Source organism: Trebonia sp. (assembly GCF_049794275.1).
GTDB lineage: Bacteria > Actinomycetota > Actinomycetes > Streptosporangiales > Streptosporangiaceae > Trebonia.
The window spans coordinates 1-18,211 of the sequence record NZ_JBARCR010000143.1 but is presented as its reverse complement, the minus strand read 5'-3'; the positions used below and the strand labels follow the sequence as shown (position 1 = coordinate 18,211).

At 69.8% G+C, this 18,211-nt stretch carries 18 protein-coding genes and 1 pseudogene; 8 read left to right on the top strand and 11 right to left on the bottom strand.

The features are described 5' to 3' along the window. The 3 genes from WA805_RS04155 to WA805_RS04145 all read right to left on the bottom strand — a co-directional run. Positions 1–590: MarR family winged helix-turn-helix transcriptional regulator (locus WA805_RS04155; RefSeq protein WP_425241678.1), on the bottom strand; the 590-nt coding region annotated here is incomplete at its 3' end. 37 nt (positions 591–627) lie between these two features. Then, entirely contained in the window at positions 628–1,767 is a 1,140-nt protein-coding gene (locus WA805_RS04150) for a hypothetical protein (RefSeq protein WP_422337713.1), read from the bottom strand. After that, the gene (locus tag WA805_RS04145; protein WP_422281232.1) at positions 1,764–2,378 is read right to left on the bottom strand and encodes a TetR/AcrR family transcriptional regulator; all 615 of its coding nucleotides are present in this window, start codon (positions 2,376–2,378) and stop codon (positions 1,764–1,766) included. Before WA805_RS04145 ends, WA805_RS04150 begins: the two co-directional genes overlap by 4 nt. A 105-nt stretch (positions 2,379–2,483) precedes the next feature. On the opposite strand from WA805_RS04145, the pseudogene WA805_RS04140 reads away from it, so the two are divergent. The 4 genes and pseudogenes from WA805_RS04140 to WA805_RS04125 all read left to right on the top strand — a co-directional run. Next, a pseudogene (locus WA805_RS04140) lies at positions 2,484–3,788 on the top strand (MDR family MFS transporter); the annotation flags it as partial. A 157-nt stretch (positions 3,789–3,945) separates the two neighbouring features. Then, entirely contained in the window at positions 3,946–4,659 is a 714-nt protein-coding gene (locus tag WA805_RS04135) for a response regulator transcription factor (protein ID WP_422279454.1), read from the top strand. After that, positions 4,649–6,133, top strand: a complete 1,485-nt coding sequence (locus WA805_RS04130) for a sensor histidine kinase (RefSeq protein ID WP_425241677.1) — start codon at positions 4,649–4,651, stop codon at positions 6,131–6,133. Before WA805_RS04135 ends, WA805_RS04130 begins: the two co-directional genes overlap by 11 nt. Positions 6,134–6,175: 42 nt before the next feature. Then, the gene (locus tag WA805_RS04125; protein ID WP_425241679.1) at positions 6,176–7,207 is read left to right on the top strand and encodes a Rieske 2Fe-2S domain-containing protein; all 1,032 of its coding nucleotides are present in this window, start codon (positions 6,176–6,178) and stop codon (positions 7,205–7,207) included. A gap of 119 nt (positions 7,208–7,326) precedes the next feature. On the opposite strand, the gene WA805_RS04120 is transcribed toward WA805_RS04125, so the two are convergent. Both WA805_RS04120 and WA805_RS04115 read right to left on the bottom strand, forming a co-directional pair. Further along, positions 7,327–7,785, bottom strand: coding sequence for a DUF1707 SHOCT-like domain-containing protein (locus WA805_RS04120; protein WP_422277984.1), 459 nt, complete (start codon positions 7,783–7,785; stop codon positions 7,327–7,329). A 12-nt stretch (positions 7,786–7,797) separates the two neighbouring features. Then, positions 7,798–8,085 (bottom strand): PspC domain-containing protein, encoded by a 288-nt coding sequence (locus WA805_RS04115; protein WP_422277986.1) that lies wholly within the window; start codon positions 8,083–8,085, stop codon positions 7,798–7,800. A 140-nt stretch (positions 8,086–8,225) separates the two neighbouring features. Between WA805_RS04115 and WA805_RS04110 the strand changes: the two genes are divergently transcribed. From WA805_RS04110 to WA805_RS04100, 3 genes are read left to right on the top strand one after another with little or no spacing between them, the layout of a single operon-like run. Further along, a complete protein-coding gene (locus WA805_RS04110) occupies positions 8,226–9,581 on the top strand; it encodes a PspC domain-containing protein (RefSeq protein ID WP_422286258.1) in 1,356 nt (451 codons plus the stop codon). After that, complete coding sequence (locus WA805_RS04105) at positions 9,578–10,243, top strand: LuxR C-terminal-related transcriptional regulator (protein ID WP_422277990.1); 666 nt, start codon at positions 9,578–9,580, stop codon at positions 10,241–10,243. Before WA805_RS04110 ends, WA805_RS04105 begins: the two co-directional genes overlap by 4 nt. Before the next feature lie 21 nt (positions 10,244–10,264). Beyond that, entirely contained in the window at positions 10,265–11,071 is an 807-nt protein-coding gene (locus tag WA805_RS04100) for an alpha/beta fold hydrolase (RefSeq protein WP_425241676.1), read from the top strand. Between the two features lie 16 nt (positions 11,072–11,087). Here the strand turns inward: WA805_RS04100 and WA805_RS04095 are convergent, their stop codons facing one another. Beyond that, positions 11,088–11,888 (bottom strand): hypothetical protein, encoded by an 801-nt coding sequence (locus tag WA805_RS04095; protein ID WP_422326835.1) that lies wholly within the window; start codon positions 11,886–11,888, stop codon positions 11,088–11,090. A 128-nt stretch (positions 11,889–12,016) separates the two neighbouring features. Between WA805_RS04095 and WA805_RS04090 the strand changes: the two genes are divergently transcribed. Next, positions 12,017–12,529, top strand: coding sequence for a hypothetical protein (locus WA805_RS04090; RefSeq protein ID WP_422286254.1), 513 nt, complete (start codon positions 12,017–12,019; stop codon positions 12,527–12,529). Between the two features lie 67 nt (positions 12,530–12,596). Here WA805_RS04090 and WA805_RS04085 read toward each other — a convergent pair whose 3' ends face one another. The 5 genes from WA805_RS04085 to WA805_RS04065 all read right to left on the bottom strand — a co-directional run. Next, complete coding sequence (locus WA805_RS04085) at positions 12,597–14,645, bottom strand: S53 family peptidase (protein WP_422286252.1); 2,049 nt, start codon at positions 14,643–14,645, stop codon at positions 12,597–12,599. A gap of 105 nt (positions 14,646–14,750) precedes the next feature. Then, on the bottom strand, positions 14,751–15,947 hold the full coding sequence (locus tag WA805_RS04080) for an acyl-CoA dehydrogenase family protein (protein WP_422282401.1): 1,197 nt from the start codon (positions 15,945–15,947) through the stop codon (positions 14,751–14,753). Positions 15,948–15,951: 4 nt separating this feature from the next. Continuing rightward, a complete protein-coding gene (locus WA805_RS04075) occupies positions 15,952–17,112 on the bottom strand; it encodes a CoA transferase (RefSeq protein WP_424561773.1) in 1,161 nt (386 codons plus the stop codon). 40 nt (positions 17,113–17,152) lie between these two features. Continuing rightward, a complete protein-coding gene (locus tag WA805_RS04070) occupies positions 17,153–17,458 on the bottom strand; it encodes a hypothetical protein (protein WP_422271690.1) in 306 nt (101 codons plus the stop codon). A gap of 103 nt (positions 17,459–17,561) precedes the next feature. Further along, positions 17,562–18,211, bottom strand: a 650-nt coding sequence (locus WA805_RS04065) for a hypothetical protein (protein WP_425241675.1), incomplete at its 5' end; no start/stop codon positions are given.

Sequence of the window (18,211 nt, the reverse complement as noted above, 5' to 3'; positions counted from 1 at the left end):
GAAACCAGGACAACGGTGACCTCGGGCAGCAGGCGGGCGCCCCCGCGAACAGCCGGAACGGCCCGGGCAGTGGCACAGTCAGCAACGGCCCGGCCGGCAACGGCCAGGGCGATCCCCCCGGCAGCGGCTCGAACCCCTAACTCCGCCAGCGCGTCGATGATGGCGGTGCAGGCCTGCTCGAACGCAGCGCGCTGATCGTCGCCAAGGCGATCGAAGACCAGGCGCCGGACGGCCGCCACGTGCCCGGGAGCGGCTGACCGGATGGCGTTGGCCCCGGCCGCCGTCAGCACCACGAACGCCCCCCTGCCATCGGCCTCGCACTCTTCCCTGGCGACAAGCCCGCGATGCTGCATGCGGGTCAGCTGATGGGACAGGCGGCTCTGCTCCCAGTTCAGCGCCTCGCAGATCTGGAACGGGCGGCGCTGCTGCTGCGGCGCCTCGCTGAGCTGCACGAGTACCTCGTACTCCGGCAAGGTGAGCCCGGAGTCCTGCTGCAGCTGGCGGTTAAGCCGCGCCAGCAGCAGCGAGTTCAGCCGCAGGTAGGTGCGCCACGTCCGCTGTTCGTCCGCGGTGAGCCACATACCGGTCATGCGCCCCAGCATAGCCAGGGAATTAATGACAAGTCATTTACGTGCTCTGGGGAGTCGAGCCGCGCGGCCGGCCGAGGGGCGGCCGGATCGGTGGAATCGGTTTCACCGTGTGGTGGCGAGGTCCCGACCACAGCGCGGGCACCGCGTCGATGGCCTCCGCGATCTGGTAGGCCGCTTGCTCGTAGTTGACCCGCCAGCCCACGAAGTCTGGCCATGCGTCGGCTGGGTCGCGGCTTATCTTGAAGCCGACGTCGTTCAACCGCGCCACAGCGTCAAGGAACTCCTCGAAGGTCAGCGTGATCCCCGCGTCCGGGTTGGCCTCGTCCGGCACTTCGAAGCCCATCGCCCGCGCGATGCGGCGGAAGCACTGGAACCCGCCGCGCAGGCAGAGCCTGGCCTGCACGGTCGGCGCTTCTTCCGGGGCGAGCGCGAGGATGAGCGCCGCGGAGTCGAGCACCGAGAGCAGGGAGGTTACCCAGGAGGAGAGACCGAGCGGCGAGCGGAACCTGACGAGCGGCAGGTACGTGCTGTGGCTTTCCGCGACGTCCGCGGCCCAGCGTTCCCAGTTCATGTACAGCTCGGGCAGCGTGTTGAGCGTCGAAACGCCCGTGCCGAGCGCGTAGTGGGTGCGCGCGAGCAGTTCCGGTCCCCAGGCGGGGAAGCCGCCCCGCGCGTTAAGCAGCGTGACCTCGGTCTCCCGCCGGTTGAACGCGTTGTACAGCGTCGGCAGGTAGCCGATCTGGAGCGCCACGATGACCAGCCCGGAGCCGGCGGCGAGGAAGACGAACACGGCCGGTGCCGTACCCGACGGCTCGGCGAAGCCGAGCGTGAAGATGGACGAGCCCGCGTCGATGAAAGCGGACGCGATGCCTCGGCTGGACATCGGCCACAGCAGCAATGTGTAGCCGATGAAGATGAGCGCCAGCCAGCCCAGGAGCTGCGTTATCAGGATGGTCGCCGCCTGGGTGGCGAGAAGCCGGTCCCTGCTTTGGTAGTTGCGGAAGTGCCGTTTTACGAGCCGGTAGGTGGCGACGACCACCCGGTCCACCCCGCGGGTCAGCCAGGAGCCGACCGGCCTGGGCACTATCAGCGTGCCGATCACGCTGCTCCAGGCGGTGAGCAGCACCAATATGCCACACACCGCCGCGACCCACCGGGCGGCGAGCGGTACGATCATGCGCCCGATCGTACGGTGCCGCGGTAGGCGGCGACGAGGGGGAGGAACAGTTCGTCGACAATCGACGCGAGCCGTTCCGCCGGCACTGGCTTGAGCGTCATGAGCAGATCATGGCGCATCAGGTCGAACGGCATCGACAAGACGGCGGGGGGAACCTTGTCCAGGTCGAGCTCACCTCGCTCATGCGCGCGCCGGAAGATGTCATGGGACCACATCGGCCGGTCGCCGAGCAGCCTGGCGCGGACGTCCGCCGGGCTGAGGCCCGTGCTGGCCAGCAGGCCGGTGAAGGCCGCGGTGACCACGGCAGTGAACGATGACCGCGCGTCGTTGACGCTGCCGAGCAGCGCGAGCATGTCGCCGCGCAGGCTCCCGGTGTCCGGGATCTCCACGGGGTGCGTCCTGCCGTAGTAGGCGATCGCGGCGATCACGAGGTCGTCCTTGCGCGGCCAGCGCCGGTACAGCACCGCGACCCCGGTCCTGGCGCGGGCCGCGACGGACTCCATGGTCAGCCGGTGAAATCCGGCCTCGACCAGCTCGTCCCAGGCGGCCGCGAGCAGCGCTGCTTCGAGCTCCTCGCCGCGCCGCCGCTGCCGGTGCGGCTGATCAGTCACGCCCATCAGGATAACCAACCCCCAATAAGAGATGCTTGCATTCCTTATTTCGGTTGTCTACTCTCGATAAGAGATTAACTCATCTCTTATTTGCGAAGGTTGGCCATGGCGACAACGGCACCGGACCAGGACAGGATCGACCCGGAGGTTCTCAAGAGGGCGCTGATCCTTGTCGTCGGCTTCCTTGCGGTCATCTTCGACACGACCATCGTCAGCGTGGCGCTGCACACCCTCGCCACGCAGTTGCACGCGTCCGTGCCGACCATCCAGTGGGTGACGACCGGCTATCTGCTCGCGCTCGCCATCGCGGTGCCGCTCTCCACGTGGGGGCTGCGGCGCTTCGGCGGCAAGCGGCTGTGGCTGGCCGCGCTCACGGTCTTCCTCATCGGCTCAATCGGTTCCAGCCTGGCGTGGAACGTCGGCTCGCTCATCGCCTGGCGGGTGGTGCAGGGCGCCGGCGGCGGCATCATGTTCCCGCTGCTGACCACCTTGATTATGCAGGCGGCGGGCGGCAGGGCGCTGGGGAGAACCGTCACCATCATCGCCCTGCCCGCCCTGCTCGGCCCGATCCTCGGCCCGCTCATCGGCGGGGCGATTCTCACCCACCTCAGCTGGCGGTTCATGTTCTGGGTGAACGTGCCGTTCTGCGCGGCAGGCCTCATCCTCGCCGCGCGGTTCATGCCGGCAGACAAGCCAGGCCCAGGAACGCCACGGCCGCGCCTGGACCTGGCGGGCCTCGCTCTGCTCGCCCCAGGCGTCGCGGCGGTCATCCTCGGGCTGAGCAACGCCGGCGCTGACGGCTTCGCCCACCCCGATGTCATCATCCCGCTCGCGATCGGTGTGGCGCTTACCGCCGCCTTCACCGCACACGCGCTGCGCCTGGCCAGGCGGCACGGGCAGCCGCTCGTCGACGTCAGGGTGCTCGCCCGCAGGCCGGTCGCCTCGGCGTCGGCGGTGTTGTTCTTCTCGGGGTTCTCGCTGTATGGCGCGATGCTCTTGCTGCCGCTCTACTACCAGGAGGTGCGCGGCGTCTCACCTTTGACGGCCGGCATCATGCTCGTCCCGCAGGGCGTCGGGGCCTTGCTCTCGCGCGGCCTGGCCGGCCGGCTCACCGACAAGATCGGCGCGCGCCCGGTCGCTGTCGCCGGCTTCCTCATCGTCGCCGCCTCGACCGTTCCCTTCGCCCTCGCCGGGCCGCACACCTCCGCGTGGCTGCTCGCGCTCTGCCTGGTCATCCGCGGCTTCGGCCTCGGCGCCGTCACTATCCCCGTGATGGCCGTCGCCTTTCTCGGCCTCGACAAGCAGCAGATCGCCCACTCGAGCGTGGTCACCAGGATCGCCCAGCAACTCGGCGGCTCGTTCGGCACCGCGGTCCTCGCCGTGGTCCTGTCCGGCGCCATCACCGCCCGGCACGGGAATCTCGCCACCGGCTTCGACATCGCGTTCTGGTGGGCCACCGGATTCTCCGCGCTCGCCGTGCTGCTCTCGCTCTGGCTCCCTGGCGGTTCACATAGAACTTGGAGGTTTCTCCCACACTCTGTTCACTTGGCGGTGCTGGGCTGGCGCGATGACATCCGACGACGCCGCGGATCTGCTCGTGGTCGACGACGAGCCGTTCCTGCGGGACGCCGTGGCGGCGTCGCTGCGCTTCCTTGGCTTCGGGGTGACCGCCGCGGAGAACGGAACGGACGCGCTGCGCCTCGCCCGCGGTCAGCGCTTCGACCTGGTGATCCTGGACGTGATGCTGCCGGACCTGGACGGGTTCGAGATCGTCCGCCGGCTGCGCAGGGACGGGAACAGGGTCCCGGTAATCTTCCTGACCGCTAAGGACGCCAAGGACGACAAGGTCACCGGGCTGACCATCGGCGGCGACGACTACATGACCAAGCCGTTCGGGCTCGAAGAGCTCGCTGCCCGGGTCCGCACCGTGCTGCGCCGCACCCGCCCGGCGCCCGTCAGCGCGGTCCTGGAGTTCGCGGACCTCACGCTTGACCAGGACACCTATGAGGTGCGCCGCGGCGGTCGGCTGATCGAGCTGTCCCCGACGGAGTTCCGGTTGCTGCGCTACTTCATGCTCTACCCGGGCCGGGTGCTGAGCAGGGTCCAGCTCCTCGAGCACGTGTGGGACTACGACTTCGGCGGCTCGAGCACTGTGGTGTCCACTTACGTGGCCTACCTGCGGCGCAAGCTTGCGATCGCCGGCCAGGACCTGATCCACACCCAGCGCGCCGTCGGGTACAGCCTGCGGCTCCCCCGCGAGGAGGATGACGATGAGGCCTAGCGCGCTGCTGCGGCGGCTGTGGCGCGCGCAGCTCCGGCTGCGCGTGATGGCCGGCGTCGTGGTCGTCATGCTCGTGGCCATCGCCGCGTTCGACGTCGGCGCGGTCGCCACTATGCGCCGCTACCTGCTCGGACAGACCGACAAGAACCTTCAGGTGACGCTCGCCATGACGCGGATACAGCTGCCGTCGCTCGTGCCCGGTTATCTGCCCAGGCCCGGCGCGTCGTCGCGACCGGTGCGGTCGCTCCTCGGCGAGTTCAGCATCACCTTCTTCCCGCGGGGCGGTAAGCCGGTTCAGCTGGAGGTCGGCGCGAACGGTCCGGCCGGCGAGCAGCTGGCCCTGCCGGCGAACGTCACCAGGCTGGTCGCGAAGCCGGGTCCGCGGACCGTGCTCAGCCAGCACGGGCGGCAGCCGATCCGGGTCAACGACATCCAGGTCGTCGGCGGCAAGCTTGTCGCGGGTGCCAGCCTGAACCAGGTCGATTCCACGATGGACCGGGTGGAACGAATCATCGGGGTCGGCTCGATCGCCGTGGTTCTGCTGATCGGCCTCGGCGTCTTTCTCGTGCTGCGGCGCGGGCTGCGCCCGATCGAGTCGATGGCCAGGCAGGCCGACCGGATCACGGCGGGCGACCTGACCGAGCGGGTGACCCCGCAGAGCCCGCGCAGCGAGGTCGGCAGGCTCGGCGCCGCCCTCAACGGGATGCTGGCTCGCATCGAGACCGGCGTGCTCGAGCGGGAGGCAAGCCAGCACCAGATGCGCCGGTTCTTCGCCGACGCTAGTCACGAGCTGCGCACGCCGCTGGCCTCGCTGCGCGCCAACGCCGAGCTCTACCAGCAGGGCGCGCTGACCGGCCAGGACCAGGTCGACGAGGTGATGCGCAGGATCACGCTCGAGACCAGGCGCATGGGCCAGCTCGTCGACGACATGCTGCGGCTGGCCCGGCTCGGCCAGCATCCCGGGCAGAGCAGCGAGCCTGTGGATGTCACCGCCCTGGTCAACGCGTGCGCCGAGCGGGTGCGGATCGCCGACCCGGCAAGGACCTGGCGCGTCAGCGTGGCCGGCGGCCTGGCGGCGACCGGAGATGAGGAACTGCTCCGCCGCGCGGTGGACAATCTGCTCACCAACGTCCTGGCGCACACCACGGCGGACACCGCGGCGACCATCACCGCGTCCGGTGACCCCGATGAGGTGAGGATCGAGGTGCGCGACGACGGCCCCGGCGTGCCGCCGGACAAGCTGCCGCACATCTTCGAGCGCTTCTATCGCGCCGCCGATACCCGGGCGCCCCGGTCGGCCCCGCCGCCAGGTTCCGGCCTCGGCCTGGCGATCGCCGCGGAGATCGCCGCCGCCCACGGCGGCGCTGCCACGGCGGCGCCGGTCTCCCCCCACGGCCTGCGCGTAACCCTGACCTTCCCCGCCCGCCAGAAGAGCCCGGAATACGCTGCCGCCGGCGTTTCCGCGGAAGCGTAACCTGGACCGGCTCTCCCACCTGAAATAATGTCTGGGGTGGGGATGAATTCACCGGGAGTGTTTGCGGACCTGGCCGCCCAGCGCGCGTGCTGGCATCCTGTCGCGTTCGCCGGTGAGGTCGCTCAGCGTCCTGTGCACGCCGACCTGCTCGGTGAGCCGCTGGTGGTCTGGCGCGGGCCCGGCGGCGCGCCGCGGGTGATGTCTGATCTGTGCGTGCACCGCGGCACCGCGTTGTCATTGGGCTGGGTGCGGGGCGACGAGCTGGTTTGCCCGTACCACGGCTGGCGGTACGGCGCTGACGGCCGGTGCGTGGCGATCCCGCAGAAGGAGGACCCGGCGGCGGTCCCGGCCAAGGCCCGGGTCCGGGCATTCCGCGCGCAGGAGCGGTACGGGCTGATCTGGGTAGCGCTGGAGGAGCCGCGGTGGCCGCTGCCTGAGGTCCCGGAACTGGAAAACGGCGAGTGGACGGTTGTTCCGGCCGGGCCGTACCGGTGGCGCTGCGACGCGGCGCGGCAGGTGGAGAACTTCACCGACTTCGGGCACTTCCCCTGGGTGCACCCGGGGCTGCTCGGCGACCCCGAACGGCCGGTGGTCCCCTCACACCAGGTGCGCGCTGACGGCCACGTGCTTCGGTACGAGATTGTCCGTCCCGAGGTACCCAACAGCGAAGACTTCCCAGTATTCGGCAATGAGCAGGCCGGGCCGCCGGAACGGCGCAGCCGCTACGAACTGCACCTGCCCTACACGATCGTGCTGCGGCTCGGCTGGGGCGGACAACGCGGCATGGTTTATTTCTTCGCCTCGCAGCCGGCTGCCGCCGATCGCTGCGCGGGCTACGTGGTCATCGGCCGCAACTACAACACCGGCCAGCCGGACCAGGTGATCCGCGAATTCGAAGACACTATCTTCGGCCAGGATCAGGTTGTCGTCGAGTCGCAGCGACCCGAGCGCGTGCCGTTCGACCTGGCCGCCGAGCTTCACCTGCGCTTCGACGCGGTCGCCGTCGCCTACCGCAAGGCCATGCGTGACCTCGGCTTGGCAGCCAGTACCCCGATAGGGATCTCCGTCGAATAGCAAGGCGATCGGGACCGAGGAAAAGCTGCCCGCACAGCTGAATGGCCCATTCATCCGGTTGCAGGCGGCTGAATGGGCCATTCTCCCCGTATGCGGTTGTGGGCGCCCGCCCGCATGGCTCAGCGGTCGTGGCGATGGTGGGCGGACCTATTGACCAGCAGGACGACCGCGACGAGCGCGGCGATCCAGAACCACGGGACGCCGAAGGCGAATGCGGTCAGGACGTGCGAGATGACGGACAGCGCCACGATAGCCAGCACGACCAGCAGGAGTATCCGGCCGAATCCGCTGCGGCGGCGTCGGGACGGGACCGCGGGGTCGCCTGGCCTGGCGTTCCTTGAGGCCCCCGCGGACTCAGGGTCCGGCAGGTCGTCGAACAAGCCGTCTAGGTCGCCGCGGGTCTTCGCCGCCATCGCCCTGCCGACGCGCTCGTCGAACTCGGCCTGGTCGAGCCTGCCGTCGCTGTAGTGCGTCCCGAGCCGCTCGGCGACAGCGTTGCGCTCGGCGTCGGAGACCCGCAGGTGCTGGTCGGAGTAGCGGATGCGGCGCGACCACTGCTGGGTGGATGTGGGAGACATGTCGCGGCCCTTCTAGCGTGATCCGTGCTGAATGGAGTCGAGCAGCGAGCTCGCGATGGACTCGTCGGTGCCTTCCTCGGGGATGAGCAGCAGGCAGGCCAGGTAGGCCGCGATGCCGGCGCCGCCGAAGAAGGTGGAGACGACGAAGGCCACGCGCACGATGGTGACGTCCACGTTGAGGTAGTCGGCGAGGCCGGCGGCAACGCCGGCGAGCATGCGCCCGTGGTAGGCGCGGCGGAGTGGCGGGCGGCCGGCGGGGACCGTCGGCTCCGAGTCGGTGTTAGCGGTTGAAGTATCCATGCCTCAAGAGTGCCTTCCTCGCCGTCGGCGCGGTATCCGGAACAGCCCTGGCTCGACCCTGAGCCACCCCCGCCAGCCTAGGGGCATATCAGGGAAAGACCCGATGGCCGGGATGAGGGAAAACGGGCGATGATGGGGGGGTGCACCAACGGACCGAACCGACCGAACCGACCGAGCAGGCGTGGCCGCCGAACGGGTTCCGCGGCCCTCCGCACTGGCACCGGCGGGCGGAGCGGTGGCGGAACCGCGGTAATGGCGAGCCATTGCGGCGCGACCCGGAAGACCGCCTCGCGGGCGGGGTCGCGGGCGGCGTCGCCGCCTGGCGCGGTTTCAGCCCGACCACCGTGCGCATCGTGTTCGTGGTCATAACGCTGATCTCGCAAGGCTGGACGATCCCGTTCTACCTCGGCGGCTGGCTGCTGATCCCGGCCAGGGGCGCGGAGGCCAGCATCGGGAGCAGGGCGCGGCACGATTCCCGCGGCATCGCCCTGGCCATCGCGCTGGCCTCGCTGCTGTGCGTCGTGCTGGGCCTTGCCAGCGTGCTCAACGCCGGGCTGATCAACACCTACGGCTGGCAGCAGGTCCCCAGCGTGGTCTTGCTGGTACTCATCTGGCGGAACGCGTCCGATAGCGAGCAAGCGGTGATGCGGCACCTAGTCGAGCCGCTGGAAAGCATCGGTGGCGGCCAGGGCATGCGGCGCGGCCTGGGGTGGCGGCTCGTCGCGGCGGTCGTGTTGCTGGGGGCCGGGTTCGGCTGGCTGCTGACGTCGCATGAGAGCGTCGCCCTGCTGCGGCCCCTGGCCGGCGTGATCTTCGTGACCGCCGGGATCGTGGTGCTGCTCGGGCCGTGGTGGCTGCGCATCGCCAGGGACCTGGTGCTGGAACGGTCGGCGAGGGCCAGGGCGGAAGAGCGGGCCGACATCTCCGCCCGCGTGCACGACTCGGTGCTGCAGACGCTCGCGCTCATTCAGCGTCGCGCCGACGATCCCCAGCAGGTCGTCCAGCTCGCCAGGGCGCAGGAACGGGAGCTGCGCTCCTGGCTGTTCGAGGGGCGGACCCTCGGCGACGGGGACGCGACAACGGTCGGCGAGGGCGTCAGGCAGATCCAGCGGGACGTCGAGGCCAGGCACGGGGTGCCTGTCGAGGTGGTGACCGTCGGCGACTGCCCGCTCGACGACGACCTGAACGCGCTGCTCGCGGCCGCACGCGAGGCGACTGTCAACGCCGCGAAGTGGTCCGGCGCCGGCGTGATCTCGGTCTATGCCGAGGTCGAGCCGAAGCAGGTGGAAGTGGCGGTCAGAGACCGTGGCAAGGGCTTCGACCCGGACGCCGTACCTGGCGACCGCAAGGGCCTGGCTCAGTCGGTCCATGGCCGGATGACCCGCCACGGCGGCTCGGCGGCAGTGCAGTCCGCCGTGGGAGAAGGGACGAAGGTGACCTTGACGATGCCGCGGTCCGCCGCGTCCGCTGAGGCGAAGGGAGGAGGCAGGCGATGAATACCCAGGCCCGGACGCTGCCGCGTGTCGTGCTCGTCGACGATCACAGCCTGTTCCGCTCGGGGGTCCGCGCCGAGATCGGCCACCGGGTAGAGGTGGTGGGCGAGGCGGATGACGTGGGCCCGGCGATCGAGGTGATCGACCGGCTCCTCCCCGACGTGGTGCTGCTCGACGTCCACCTGCCAGGCGGCGGCGGCCAGGCGGTCATCACCGCGGTCAAGAAGGAGCACCCCGAGGTGCGCTTCCTCGCGCTGTCCGCCTCGGACGCGCCGGAAGACGTGATCGGGGTGATCAGGGCGGGTGCCCGCGGATACGTCACGAAGACGATCAGCACCGCCGACCTGGCCGACGCCATCCAGCGGGTGGCCGACGGCGACGCCGTGTTCTCACACCGGCTGGCCGGGTTCGTGCTCGACGCGTTCGCCGCCGCGCCGTCAGCGGACGTGAAACCGTCCTTCGACCCCGAACTCGACCAGCTGACCAGCCGCGAACGCGAGGTGCTCCGGCTGATCGCCCAGGGCTACACCTACAAGGAGATCGCCCGCGAGCTGTACATCTCCGTCAAGACGGTGGAAAGCCACGTCTCGTCGGTGCTGCGCAAGCTGCAGCTCTCCTCCCGGCACCAGCTCACCCGCTGGGCCGCGGAGCGCCGGCTTACGTAATACTTATCCCGGGAGGCGACGATGCCGGTCGTGCAGGCCAACAACATCGAGATCTACTACGAGGTCCAGGGCGAAGGCGAACCGCTCGTCCTCATCCCTTATCTCGCGGCCGACCAGGCCTGCTACGCGTTCCAGGTGGCTGACTACGCCAGGCAGTTCACCTGCTACACCGTCGACCTCCGCGGCGCGGGCCTGTCGGGGAAGCCGGACGGCGTCTACACGACCGAGCTGTTCGCCGCCGACGTCGCGGAGTTCATGCGGGCCGTCGGCATCACCAGCGCGCACGTCAGCGGGCTCTCCCTCGGCGCAGCGGTCGGCACGTGGCTCGCTGCCAAGTACCCGTCGCTCGTGAAGTCCCTGTCGCTGCACAGCGCGTGGACCGCGACCGACCCGTACCTGCGGGTCGTCGTGGAGGGCTGGCGGACCATGGCGAAAGCGCTCGACAGCGTCACCGACATGGTCATCCAGGGCGTCTTCCCGTTCTGCTTCACCCCCGAGCTTTACGCGGCCAAGCCGGAGTACATCGACTCGCTCGCCGACTTCGTGCGCAGCCGGCCGATGCCGCCGGTGGACGCGCTCCTGCGCCAGTCGGGTGCCGTGCTCTCGCACGACGCGACAGGAGTGCTCGGCCTGATCCAGGCGCCGACGCAGATCACGTTCGGGCGGCACGACATGTGCACTTCGACCCGGTTCGCCGGGCCGCTTACCGAGGGGATCAGGGACACGGAGCTGGTCGTCTTCGAGGACTGCGCGCACGCCCCCATCTACGAGAACGTCGCGGAGTTCAACGCGAGGACGCTGGCGTTCCTGACTCGCCATTCCGGCTGACCCGAGGTACGAGCGGTTACCCCTGCCGCTGCGCCCACTCCTGGCCCCAGAGCTGATCGTGGCCGGGCAGCCGCGCCAGCCGCCGGGCGACGCGCTGCCGGTGCGGGTCATCCCGCTCGCGGATCTGCCAGATCAGTGCCGTCGTGTGCGCCCGGACGTGGGCGCGCCACGCGGCGGTCTGCGCGGCGGTCGCGGAGCTCGGCGGCGGGTCGATCTCCAGGATCTCCTGGGCGTACCGTTCGAGCAGCGTGCCCAGCGGGCCGCGGGAACCGCGGACGCGAAGCGCGGCGATCTTCTGCAAGTCCAGCAGGCGCTCGGTTTGCGGCGAGGCGATCACCCGCCGGTCCAGGTCCCACGCGGAGCTGCTCAGCCAGCGCGGATTGGCCGTGCCGTCCGGGTTGAGCGCGGGGACGATGTAGGCGGCGCGGCCGCCAGGGGTGCGCTGCCACGCCCGCCGTTCGTCCCTGCGCAGCGGCGCGAACGCCCGGCTGTCCAGTTGCAGCTGGCGCTTGGCCCACAGGTACTCCTCGAGGAACCCGGCGTTCTGCGGCCAGCCGAGTTCGTCGAGCGCGGCGAGGACGACCTCGCGGATCGGCGGTCCCGGCTGGGTCGCCCGCATTCCCGCGCTTGCCGTGCGGCGCAGCTGGTCGATCAGCTCTTCCCTGCGCTCGTCGAGCCGTCCGAGCATGGTGGCCTGCGCGACTAGCTCCGCGACCGGCACGTCGTCGTCGCGGGCGTCGTCCGCCAGCTGTCGCGCGACGCGCAGGCTTTCCTCCAGGGTCGTGACCAGCTCATCCCTGACGACAGGCACGCTCACACAGCGGACTGTACCCGGAGACCATGGCCACAAAGCATGGAAGCCATGCGATTGCCGCATGGACACCATGGGTACCTCTCTATCTGTGCGGCGATGACCTGTGCGGTGATGACGCGGGAGGTGTTGGTGTGCGAGCGATGCCCAGGATCCAGCGGCCGGCCCACACGGTGGCGGTCAGGCGCTCCAGACAGTGGTTCCCCGCGCGCACGCTGCACCTTGTCGACATAGAAAACCTCGCGGGCGCCGCGCTGCCTAGCCGGGATCAGGTCACCGAGGTGCAGGGGCTGTACGTGGCCAGGCTCGGTTTCGGCGCCGACGATCAGGTGGTGATGGCCGCCAGCCATCTGGCCTTCCTGAACGCGGCGCTCGGCTGGCCGAGCGCCAGGTACCGGGTCAGGTCCGGCCCGAACGGCGCCGACCTGGAACTCCTCGACGTGCTGCAGCACGAGGACGTCGCCGCGCGGTTCACGCACGTGGTGATCGGGTCGGGCGACGGCGTGTTCAGCCAGGCCGCGGCGAATCTGGCGGCGCGCGACGTCCGGGTCACCGTGGTGAGCCGCAGGGACAGCCTGTCGAGGGCCCTGGCCGGGGTCGCCGGGGACGTCAGATACCTGGACGTCCCGCGGGCCGCGGCCGCTTAAGAGTTCCCCGGGACGCCGAAGGGCGCCAGGCAGAAGGTTCCGCCTCGCGCCCTTCGGGCCTAGCAGGTCAGCCGGTGATGATCCCGGCGAACTTCGGCGTGCCGATGCCGGTCGCCTCGTCGTAGCCGGGTGTGGTCGGGAACAGGCCGTTGTTGGTGGCGGCCCGCTGTAGCGGACCTTGCCCGGTGATGTCGGTGAAGTACTTCGACGGGTTGGTGAGCTGCCAGAAGTACAGGAGCGGGTTGATGTTCCCGGTCCGGTGCCCCCGGTAGCTGTCCCTGTCCGCGGTCACCGCGGCCCACAGCGGCGAGGACAGGCTGGTGCCGCCGATCCCGAACCAGCCGCCTCCGCTGCCGATCGTGGCACACACGCTGTTGACCGTAGCCGCGCTGCCGGTGCAGTACTCGGCGTACCCGGTGTACGGGTCCGCGTCGGCGGAGATGTCAGGCACCTGGCGGCACGGAGTCCCCGTCGCGGCGAGCGAGCAGTTCGTCGTGCCGTTGCCGTACGTGACGTACGGGTTGTTCACGCCCGGTCCCACCTGGTAGAACGGCCGGCCCCAGTACTGGCTGGAGCCGCCGCCGCTGGCGCCCGTCTCCGCGCACCAGAAGAAACCGCCCTGCTTGTCGTTGCTCGGGGCGGCCGGCGCGTCACTGCACAGGTTGTGGACGTTCCAGACCGTCTCGGCGCCGGTGGCCGGCGGCCCTGGGTTCGGGTTGGTGCCCGGGTTGTCGCTTTCGAACGAGGTACCGCCGACGCTGGTCACCCACGGCTGGGACGACGGGTCGCCCTGGTCCACGATCGTGGTGCCGTCGCTGCGGATGCAGCCGAACGCCCCGGTGTCGCCCGAGGAGCTGAACACGCTCTGGCCCTGGAACGCCATCTGCTCGAAGATGGTGTTCTCCGCCTGGACATAGCCGGCCGTGACGTCGTTCTCGCAGACGCCCCAGCTAGAGCTGACCGTGTCCGCCCTGTCCTGGTTGGCGATCGCCGTGTACTCGTCGAGCTCGGTCTGGCCGGTCTCGTCGTTCGGCGCGTTGTACACGATCACGTGGGAGTCCTTGGCGACGGCCAGCGTGTTCTCGATGTCGGCCACTACCTCGATGTCGCCCGCGTAACTCTCGAACGCCGGCGGGCAGCTGTCGCCGGCCGGGCAGATCGGGTTCAGCGGGCCGCCGTCCACGTTGACGTTGCTCAGCTTCGCCGAGTAGCTGGGGCCGTAGAACGTGCTCGCCCAGGTGTTGACGTCCGAAGCCAGGTAGGCGGACAGCTCGAACACCGCTGCGTTGACGTGCGAGCCCTGGGTTGCCGGGCTGGCAGCCGGCGCGTCGTACATGGAGTTGGTCTGCGACGGGGTGAGCCCGACGCAGTCGGGGCCGCCGCCGTAACCGACCGGGAAGTTGGTCCCCTTGTTGACGAAGGTGAAGAGCTGCTTGACGGTCACGTAGGGGGTCTCGCAGCTGGCCGACGCGGCGGCAGAGGAACTGGCCGCCCCCTTCCCGGCGAGCGGCTTGACGACTCCCGAGTGCTCGCGCACCGTGTTGGTCAGGCCGACCACGCCCTGGATGTCGCTCACGATCGACGTCGGCACCTGCAGCGTCCGCGAGTTCTGGAAGTAGCGGATGCCGCGCGGGTCGACGTAGTTGCTGAGGCTCGTGTGGAAGGCGGCCGTGATCTTCGTGCTCGACCCGGTGACGCTGAGCAGGAACGGCGAGCTGGTCGAGGCGACCGTCAGGCCCGCGCCCGCCAGGTACGAGGCGACCGAAGCGCGCTCGGCGGCGCTTGGCGTGTACTGCGCGTCGAATTGCCCGGCGGACAGGAACTGGTGGTACTGGCTGCTGCCTTCGGTATAGATGGCCTGCAGTGCGCTGTTCAGTCCGGCCTGGTTCTGCGGTGCCAGCGCGACCTCGACGGTCATGCTGGGTGCGGAGTAGCTCCCGGTCTGCGGGTCAGTCGTGGCCGGCAAGCTATTGCGGAGGGTGGAAAGCGAGGATGCGGCAGGTGGTGAAGCCGCGGTCGCCGCGTTGGCGCTGGTGAGCGAGCCGGTGAGGGCGATTGTCGCGAGCCCGAGCAGGACCGCGCCGCCTAGCCGGAGCGGGCGAGGGAGCTTTGGCATGCAGAACCTTCCGTCGCGGGAAACAAGGTCAGCTATGCCGGTTATAGACGCATCGAGCAGATGACGCCACAATGGCCACAAATATTAACTGATCCGCAACTTTTTCTAAGCGCCTGCAGGGTAATCGCGCACAAGTCGACGCCCGATGATCATCTTCTGGATCTCGGCGGTGCCCTCCCCGATCAGCAGCATCGGCGCGTCCCTGTACAGCCGCTCGATCTCGTGCTCGGTCGAGTAGCCGTAGCCGCCGTGGATCCGAAGGCTGTCCTCTACGACCTCCTTGCAGTACTCCGCGGCGAGGTACTTCGCCATGCCCGCCTCGACGTCGGACTGGCCGCCCGCCGCCTTGCGCCGCGCCGCCATCACCATCATCTGGTGCGCGGCTGTCACTTTGGTTGCCATCTCGGCCAGCTTGAAGCTGATCGCCTGGTGCTCTCCGATGATTTTTCCGAACGTACGGCGACTTCGCGCGTACGTCACCGCCAGCTCGAAGGCGCGCAGGGCCACCCCGCAGCCGCGCGCCGCCACGTTCACCCTGCCTACCTCGATGCCGTCCATGAACTGGTAGAAACCCTTGCCGGGCGCCTCGCCAAGGACCCGGTTCGCGGGCACCCGGCAGTCGTCGAGGATCAGCTCTGTCGTGTCCACGCCCTTGTAGCCCAGCTTGTGGATCTTGCCGGGCACGGTGAGCCCGGACCGTGTCTCGCCGAACCCTGGTGCCTTCTCGATCAGGAACGCGGTGAGGTTGCGGTGCGGCTGGCCGGCGTCCTCCTCGGTGCGGGCGAGCAGCGCGACCAGGCTGGACGTGGCGCCGTTGGTAAGCCACATCTTCTGGCCGCTGATGACGTAATCGTCGCCGTCGCGCCGGGCGGCGGTGCGGATCGCGGCGACGTCCGAGCCGAGATCCGGTTCTGACATGGACAGCGCGCTGCGGACCTCTCCTGTCGCCATCTTGGGCAGGAAGAAGTCCTGCTGCTCTTGCGTGCCGTGCGCGGCGATCAGGTAAGCGACGATGAAGTGCGTGTTGATGATCCCGGACAGGGACATCCAGCCCCTGGCGAGTTCCTCCACCACGAGCGCGTAGGTGAGCAAGGACTCACCGAGCCCGCCGTACTGCTCGTCGATCGTCAGGCCGAACACGCCGAGTTCCTTCAGCCGCGTCACGATCCCGTCCGGGTAGGCGTCCGCGTGGTCGAGTTCTGAGGCGACAGGAAGCACCTCGGCGTCCACGAAGTCGCGGACGGTGCGCAGGATGTCGCGCTGGAATTCGGTGAGCCCGTCGGTGTCGGTGAGCCGTCGCATGCGGTCATTCTCCTCGCAGTTCGCGGAGCACGGCAGCCGTGTCGGCGCCGAGTTCCGGCGCGGCGGCGATGTCGCCGACCCCCGGCTGGGCGAGCGGGATCCCCGTCGCGGGCACCTCGCCGATCCCCGGCTGGCTGATCAGCCGGACGACAGGACTAGCCAGCAGGGCAGGGTCCTCGGCCAGCTCGGCGAACGTGCGGTAGCGCTCCCACAGCACCGACGTGCCGGCGAAGGCCTCCGCGACCTCGGCCAGAGTGTGCCTGGCGAACCATGGCGTGAGCAGCGCGGCGATCACCTCCCGGTGCTCATACCGGTCGGCGTCGTTGGCGAAGTCCGCGCCGAGCGGCTGTTCCAGCCCGCCGAACGTCTCGGTGAGCCCGGTCACCCGGGCCAGGTCCGCGAAGTGCCGCGCGGTGAGGGTCACGACCATGACGGAGTCGCCACCGTACGTTCTGAAATCCCTCGCGAAACCGCCGTACAGATGGTTGCCGATGCGGGGACGGCTGTCGCCGGTGAGCCACGCTTCGGCGAGGAAGCCGAGATGGCCGGTGACGGCGAGCGCCACGTCCGCCAGCGGCAGGGTGATCGCCCGGCCCTGCCCGGTGCGGCGGCGGTGCCGCTCCGCGGCGAGCAGGCCGACCGCCGCGTACAGGCCGCAGGCCACGTCCCAGGCGGGCAGCACGTGGTTCACCGGGTCGCGCAGCTCAGCGGGGCCGGTCGCCAGCGGGAAGCCGGTGGCGGCGTTGACCGTGTAGTCCACCGCCGGACCGCCGTCGGGCCGCCCAGTGATCTGGAGGTGGATCAGGTCGGGGCGGTTCTTGCTGAGCTCCGCGTAGGACAGCCACGGGAAGCCCGCGTTCGTGAGCACGATCCCGCCGTCAGGGCCGGAGCCCGCCACCAGTTCCTTGAGGATCTCGCGACCCCGTGGGCCGCGGAAGTCGAGGGTGACCGAGCGCTTGCCCTTGTTCAGCCCGGCCCAGTACAGGGACTTGCCGGTCGGGGCTAGCGGCCACCTGGTGACGTCCGCGGCGCCCCCGATAGGGTCGATCCTGATCACGTCGGCGCCGAGCTGGGCGAGCGTCATGCCGCCGAGCGGCGCCGCCACGAACGAGGAGATCTCCAGGACGCGCAGGCCGGCGAGCGGCGCGGCTTCTTCAGCGGGCATGACACCAGCGTAGGCAGCCCCGCCGCCGTCCGGCGCGGCGCTAGTAGTCGCTGGATGAGGGAACAGCCTCGGACACGGTGACGTCCGGCGGGCTGCTGGTGTCGCCGCCGACCGACGCGACGAAGGCCTGGAGTTCGGGAGCGGAGAAGAACTGCTGGAACTGTTCGGCAGTCTCCCACTCGTCGACGATGACGACGGTGCCGTCGCCGACCCCGAAGCGGTGGCGGATTCCGCCCTTGGCGCGGGCGTCGGCGGAGATCTTCTCGTACTCAGCCGCCCGGTCGGTCAGCGACTGGCGGAATTTGGCGGTGTCCCCTGCGATCTTTGCGATGACGAGAACGCTCATGCGTCAGGCCCCTCTCGTGAGTTTCGCGCCCCCCCGGCGCCTCTGCGATATATACGCCGCCGGTCCCGGACACAGATCACCCGGCGGAAGCGAGAATTTCTGGTCAGTCGAGCGCCAGCGTCGCGGCGGCCGTCAGCACCCCGGCGGCCTGGTCGCGGTCGCCGGTGATGTACGGGGCCAGTTCGGCCGGTGTCATCCGGTCCGAGACCAGGCGGCAGAAGCCGACCGCGTCGGCGACGATGCTCACCCCCGCTGGACCGGAGCGGGCGGCACTGGCTGCCTCCGGGTCCCGCTCGGGGTCCCACTCCAGGTCCCAGGTGCCGCCGCCTGGCCCGGTCAGCACCAGGTGCAGCCGCCCGGGCCCCGGCACTCCGGCGCGCACCGCCGCACCAGGCAGCAACGTGGCGGCCAGCCTGGTCATCAGGCTGAGCACCGACGGGCCGGGAACCGCGCACGGCAGGCTGGCCGCCAGCCGGATGTCGTTCTCGTGCACCCACAGCTCGAACGCCCGGACGACGAGCAGCGCGCGCAGCGGCAGCTGCATGCCGTGCAGCGCGACGCAGGTGTCGAGGCCATCGTGGCTGTCGTGGCCGCGGGCCGCGACCAGCGCCAGCGTGCGGCTGACCGCGGCGGCCTGGGTGGACTCCACGTGCCCGGCCAGGCTGACCGCCGGATCGCCCGCCAGGCAGCGGCGCACGTCGTCCTCGACCCCGGTCAGGTGACCGACCAGGCCCTGCACGTCCAGGTCGCGGA

Coding starts and splice junctions, on each gene's coding strand:
- WA805_RS04075 (WP_424561773.1), bottom strand. CDS start 17,112: ATGCCCGCTGAAGAAGCCGCGCCGCTCGCCGGCCTGCGCGTCCTGGAG.
- WA805_RS04120 (WP_422277984.1), bottom strand. CDS start 7,785: ATGTCTCCCACATCCACCCAGCAGTGGTCGCGCCGCATCCGCTACTCC.
- WA805_RS04150 (WP_422337713.1), bottom strand. CDS start 1,767: ATGATCGTACCGCTCGCCGCCCGGTGGGTCGCGGCGGTGTGTGGCATA.
- WA805_RS04115 (WP_422277986.1), bottom strand. CDS start 8,085: ATGGATACTTCAACCGCTAACACCGACTCGGAGCCGACGGTCCCCGCC.
- WA805_RS04100 (WP_425241676.1), top strand. CDS start 10,265: ATGCCGGTCGTGCAGGCCAACAACATCGAGATCTACTACGAGGTCCAG.
- WA805_RS04085 (WP_422286252.1), bottom strand. CDS start 14,645: ATGCCAAAGCTCCCTCGCCCGCTCCGGCTAGGCGGCGCGGTCCTGCTC.
- WA805_RS04130 (WP_425241677.1), top strand. CDS start 4,649: ATGAGGCCTAGCGCGCTGCTGCGGCGGCTGTGGCGCGCGCAGCTCCGG.
- WA805_RS04080 (WP_422282401.1), bottom strand. CDS start 15,947: ATGCGACGGCTCACCGACACCGACGGGCTCACCGAATTCCAGCGCGAC.
- WA805_RS04135 (WP_422279454.1), top strand. CDS start 3,946: ATGACATCCGACGACGCCGCGGATCTGCTCGTGGTCGACGACGAGCCG.
- WA805_RS04105 (WP_422277990.1), top strand. CDS start 9,578: ATGAATACCCAGGCCCGGACGCTGCCGCGTGTCGTGCTCGTCGACGAT.
- WA805_RS04070 (WP_422271690.1), bottom strand. CDS start 17,458: ATGAGCGTTCTCGTCATCGCAAAGATCGCAGGGGACACCGCCAAATTC.
- WA805_RS04125 (WP_425241679.1), top strand. CDS start 6,176: ATGAATTCACCGGGAGTGTTTGCGGACCTGGCCGCCCAGCGCGCGTGC.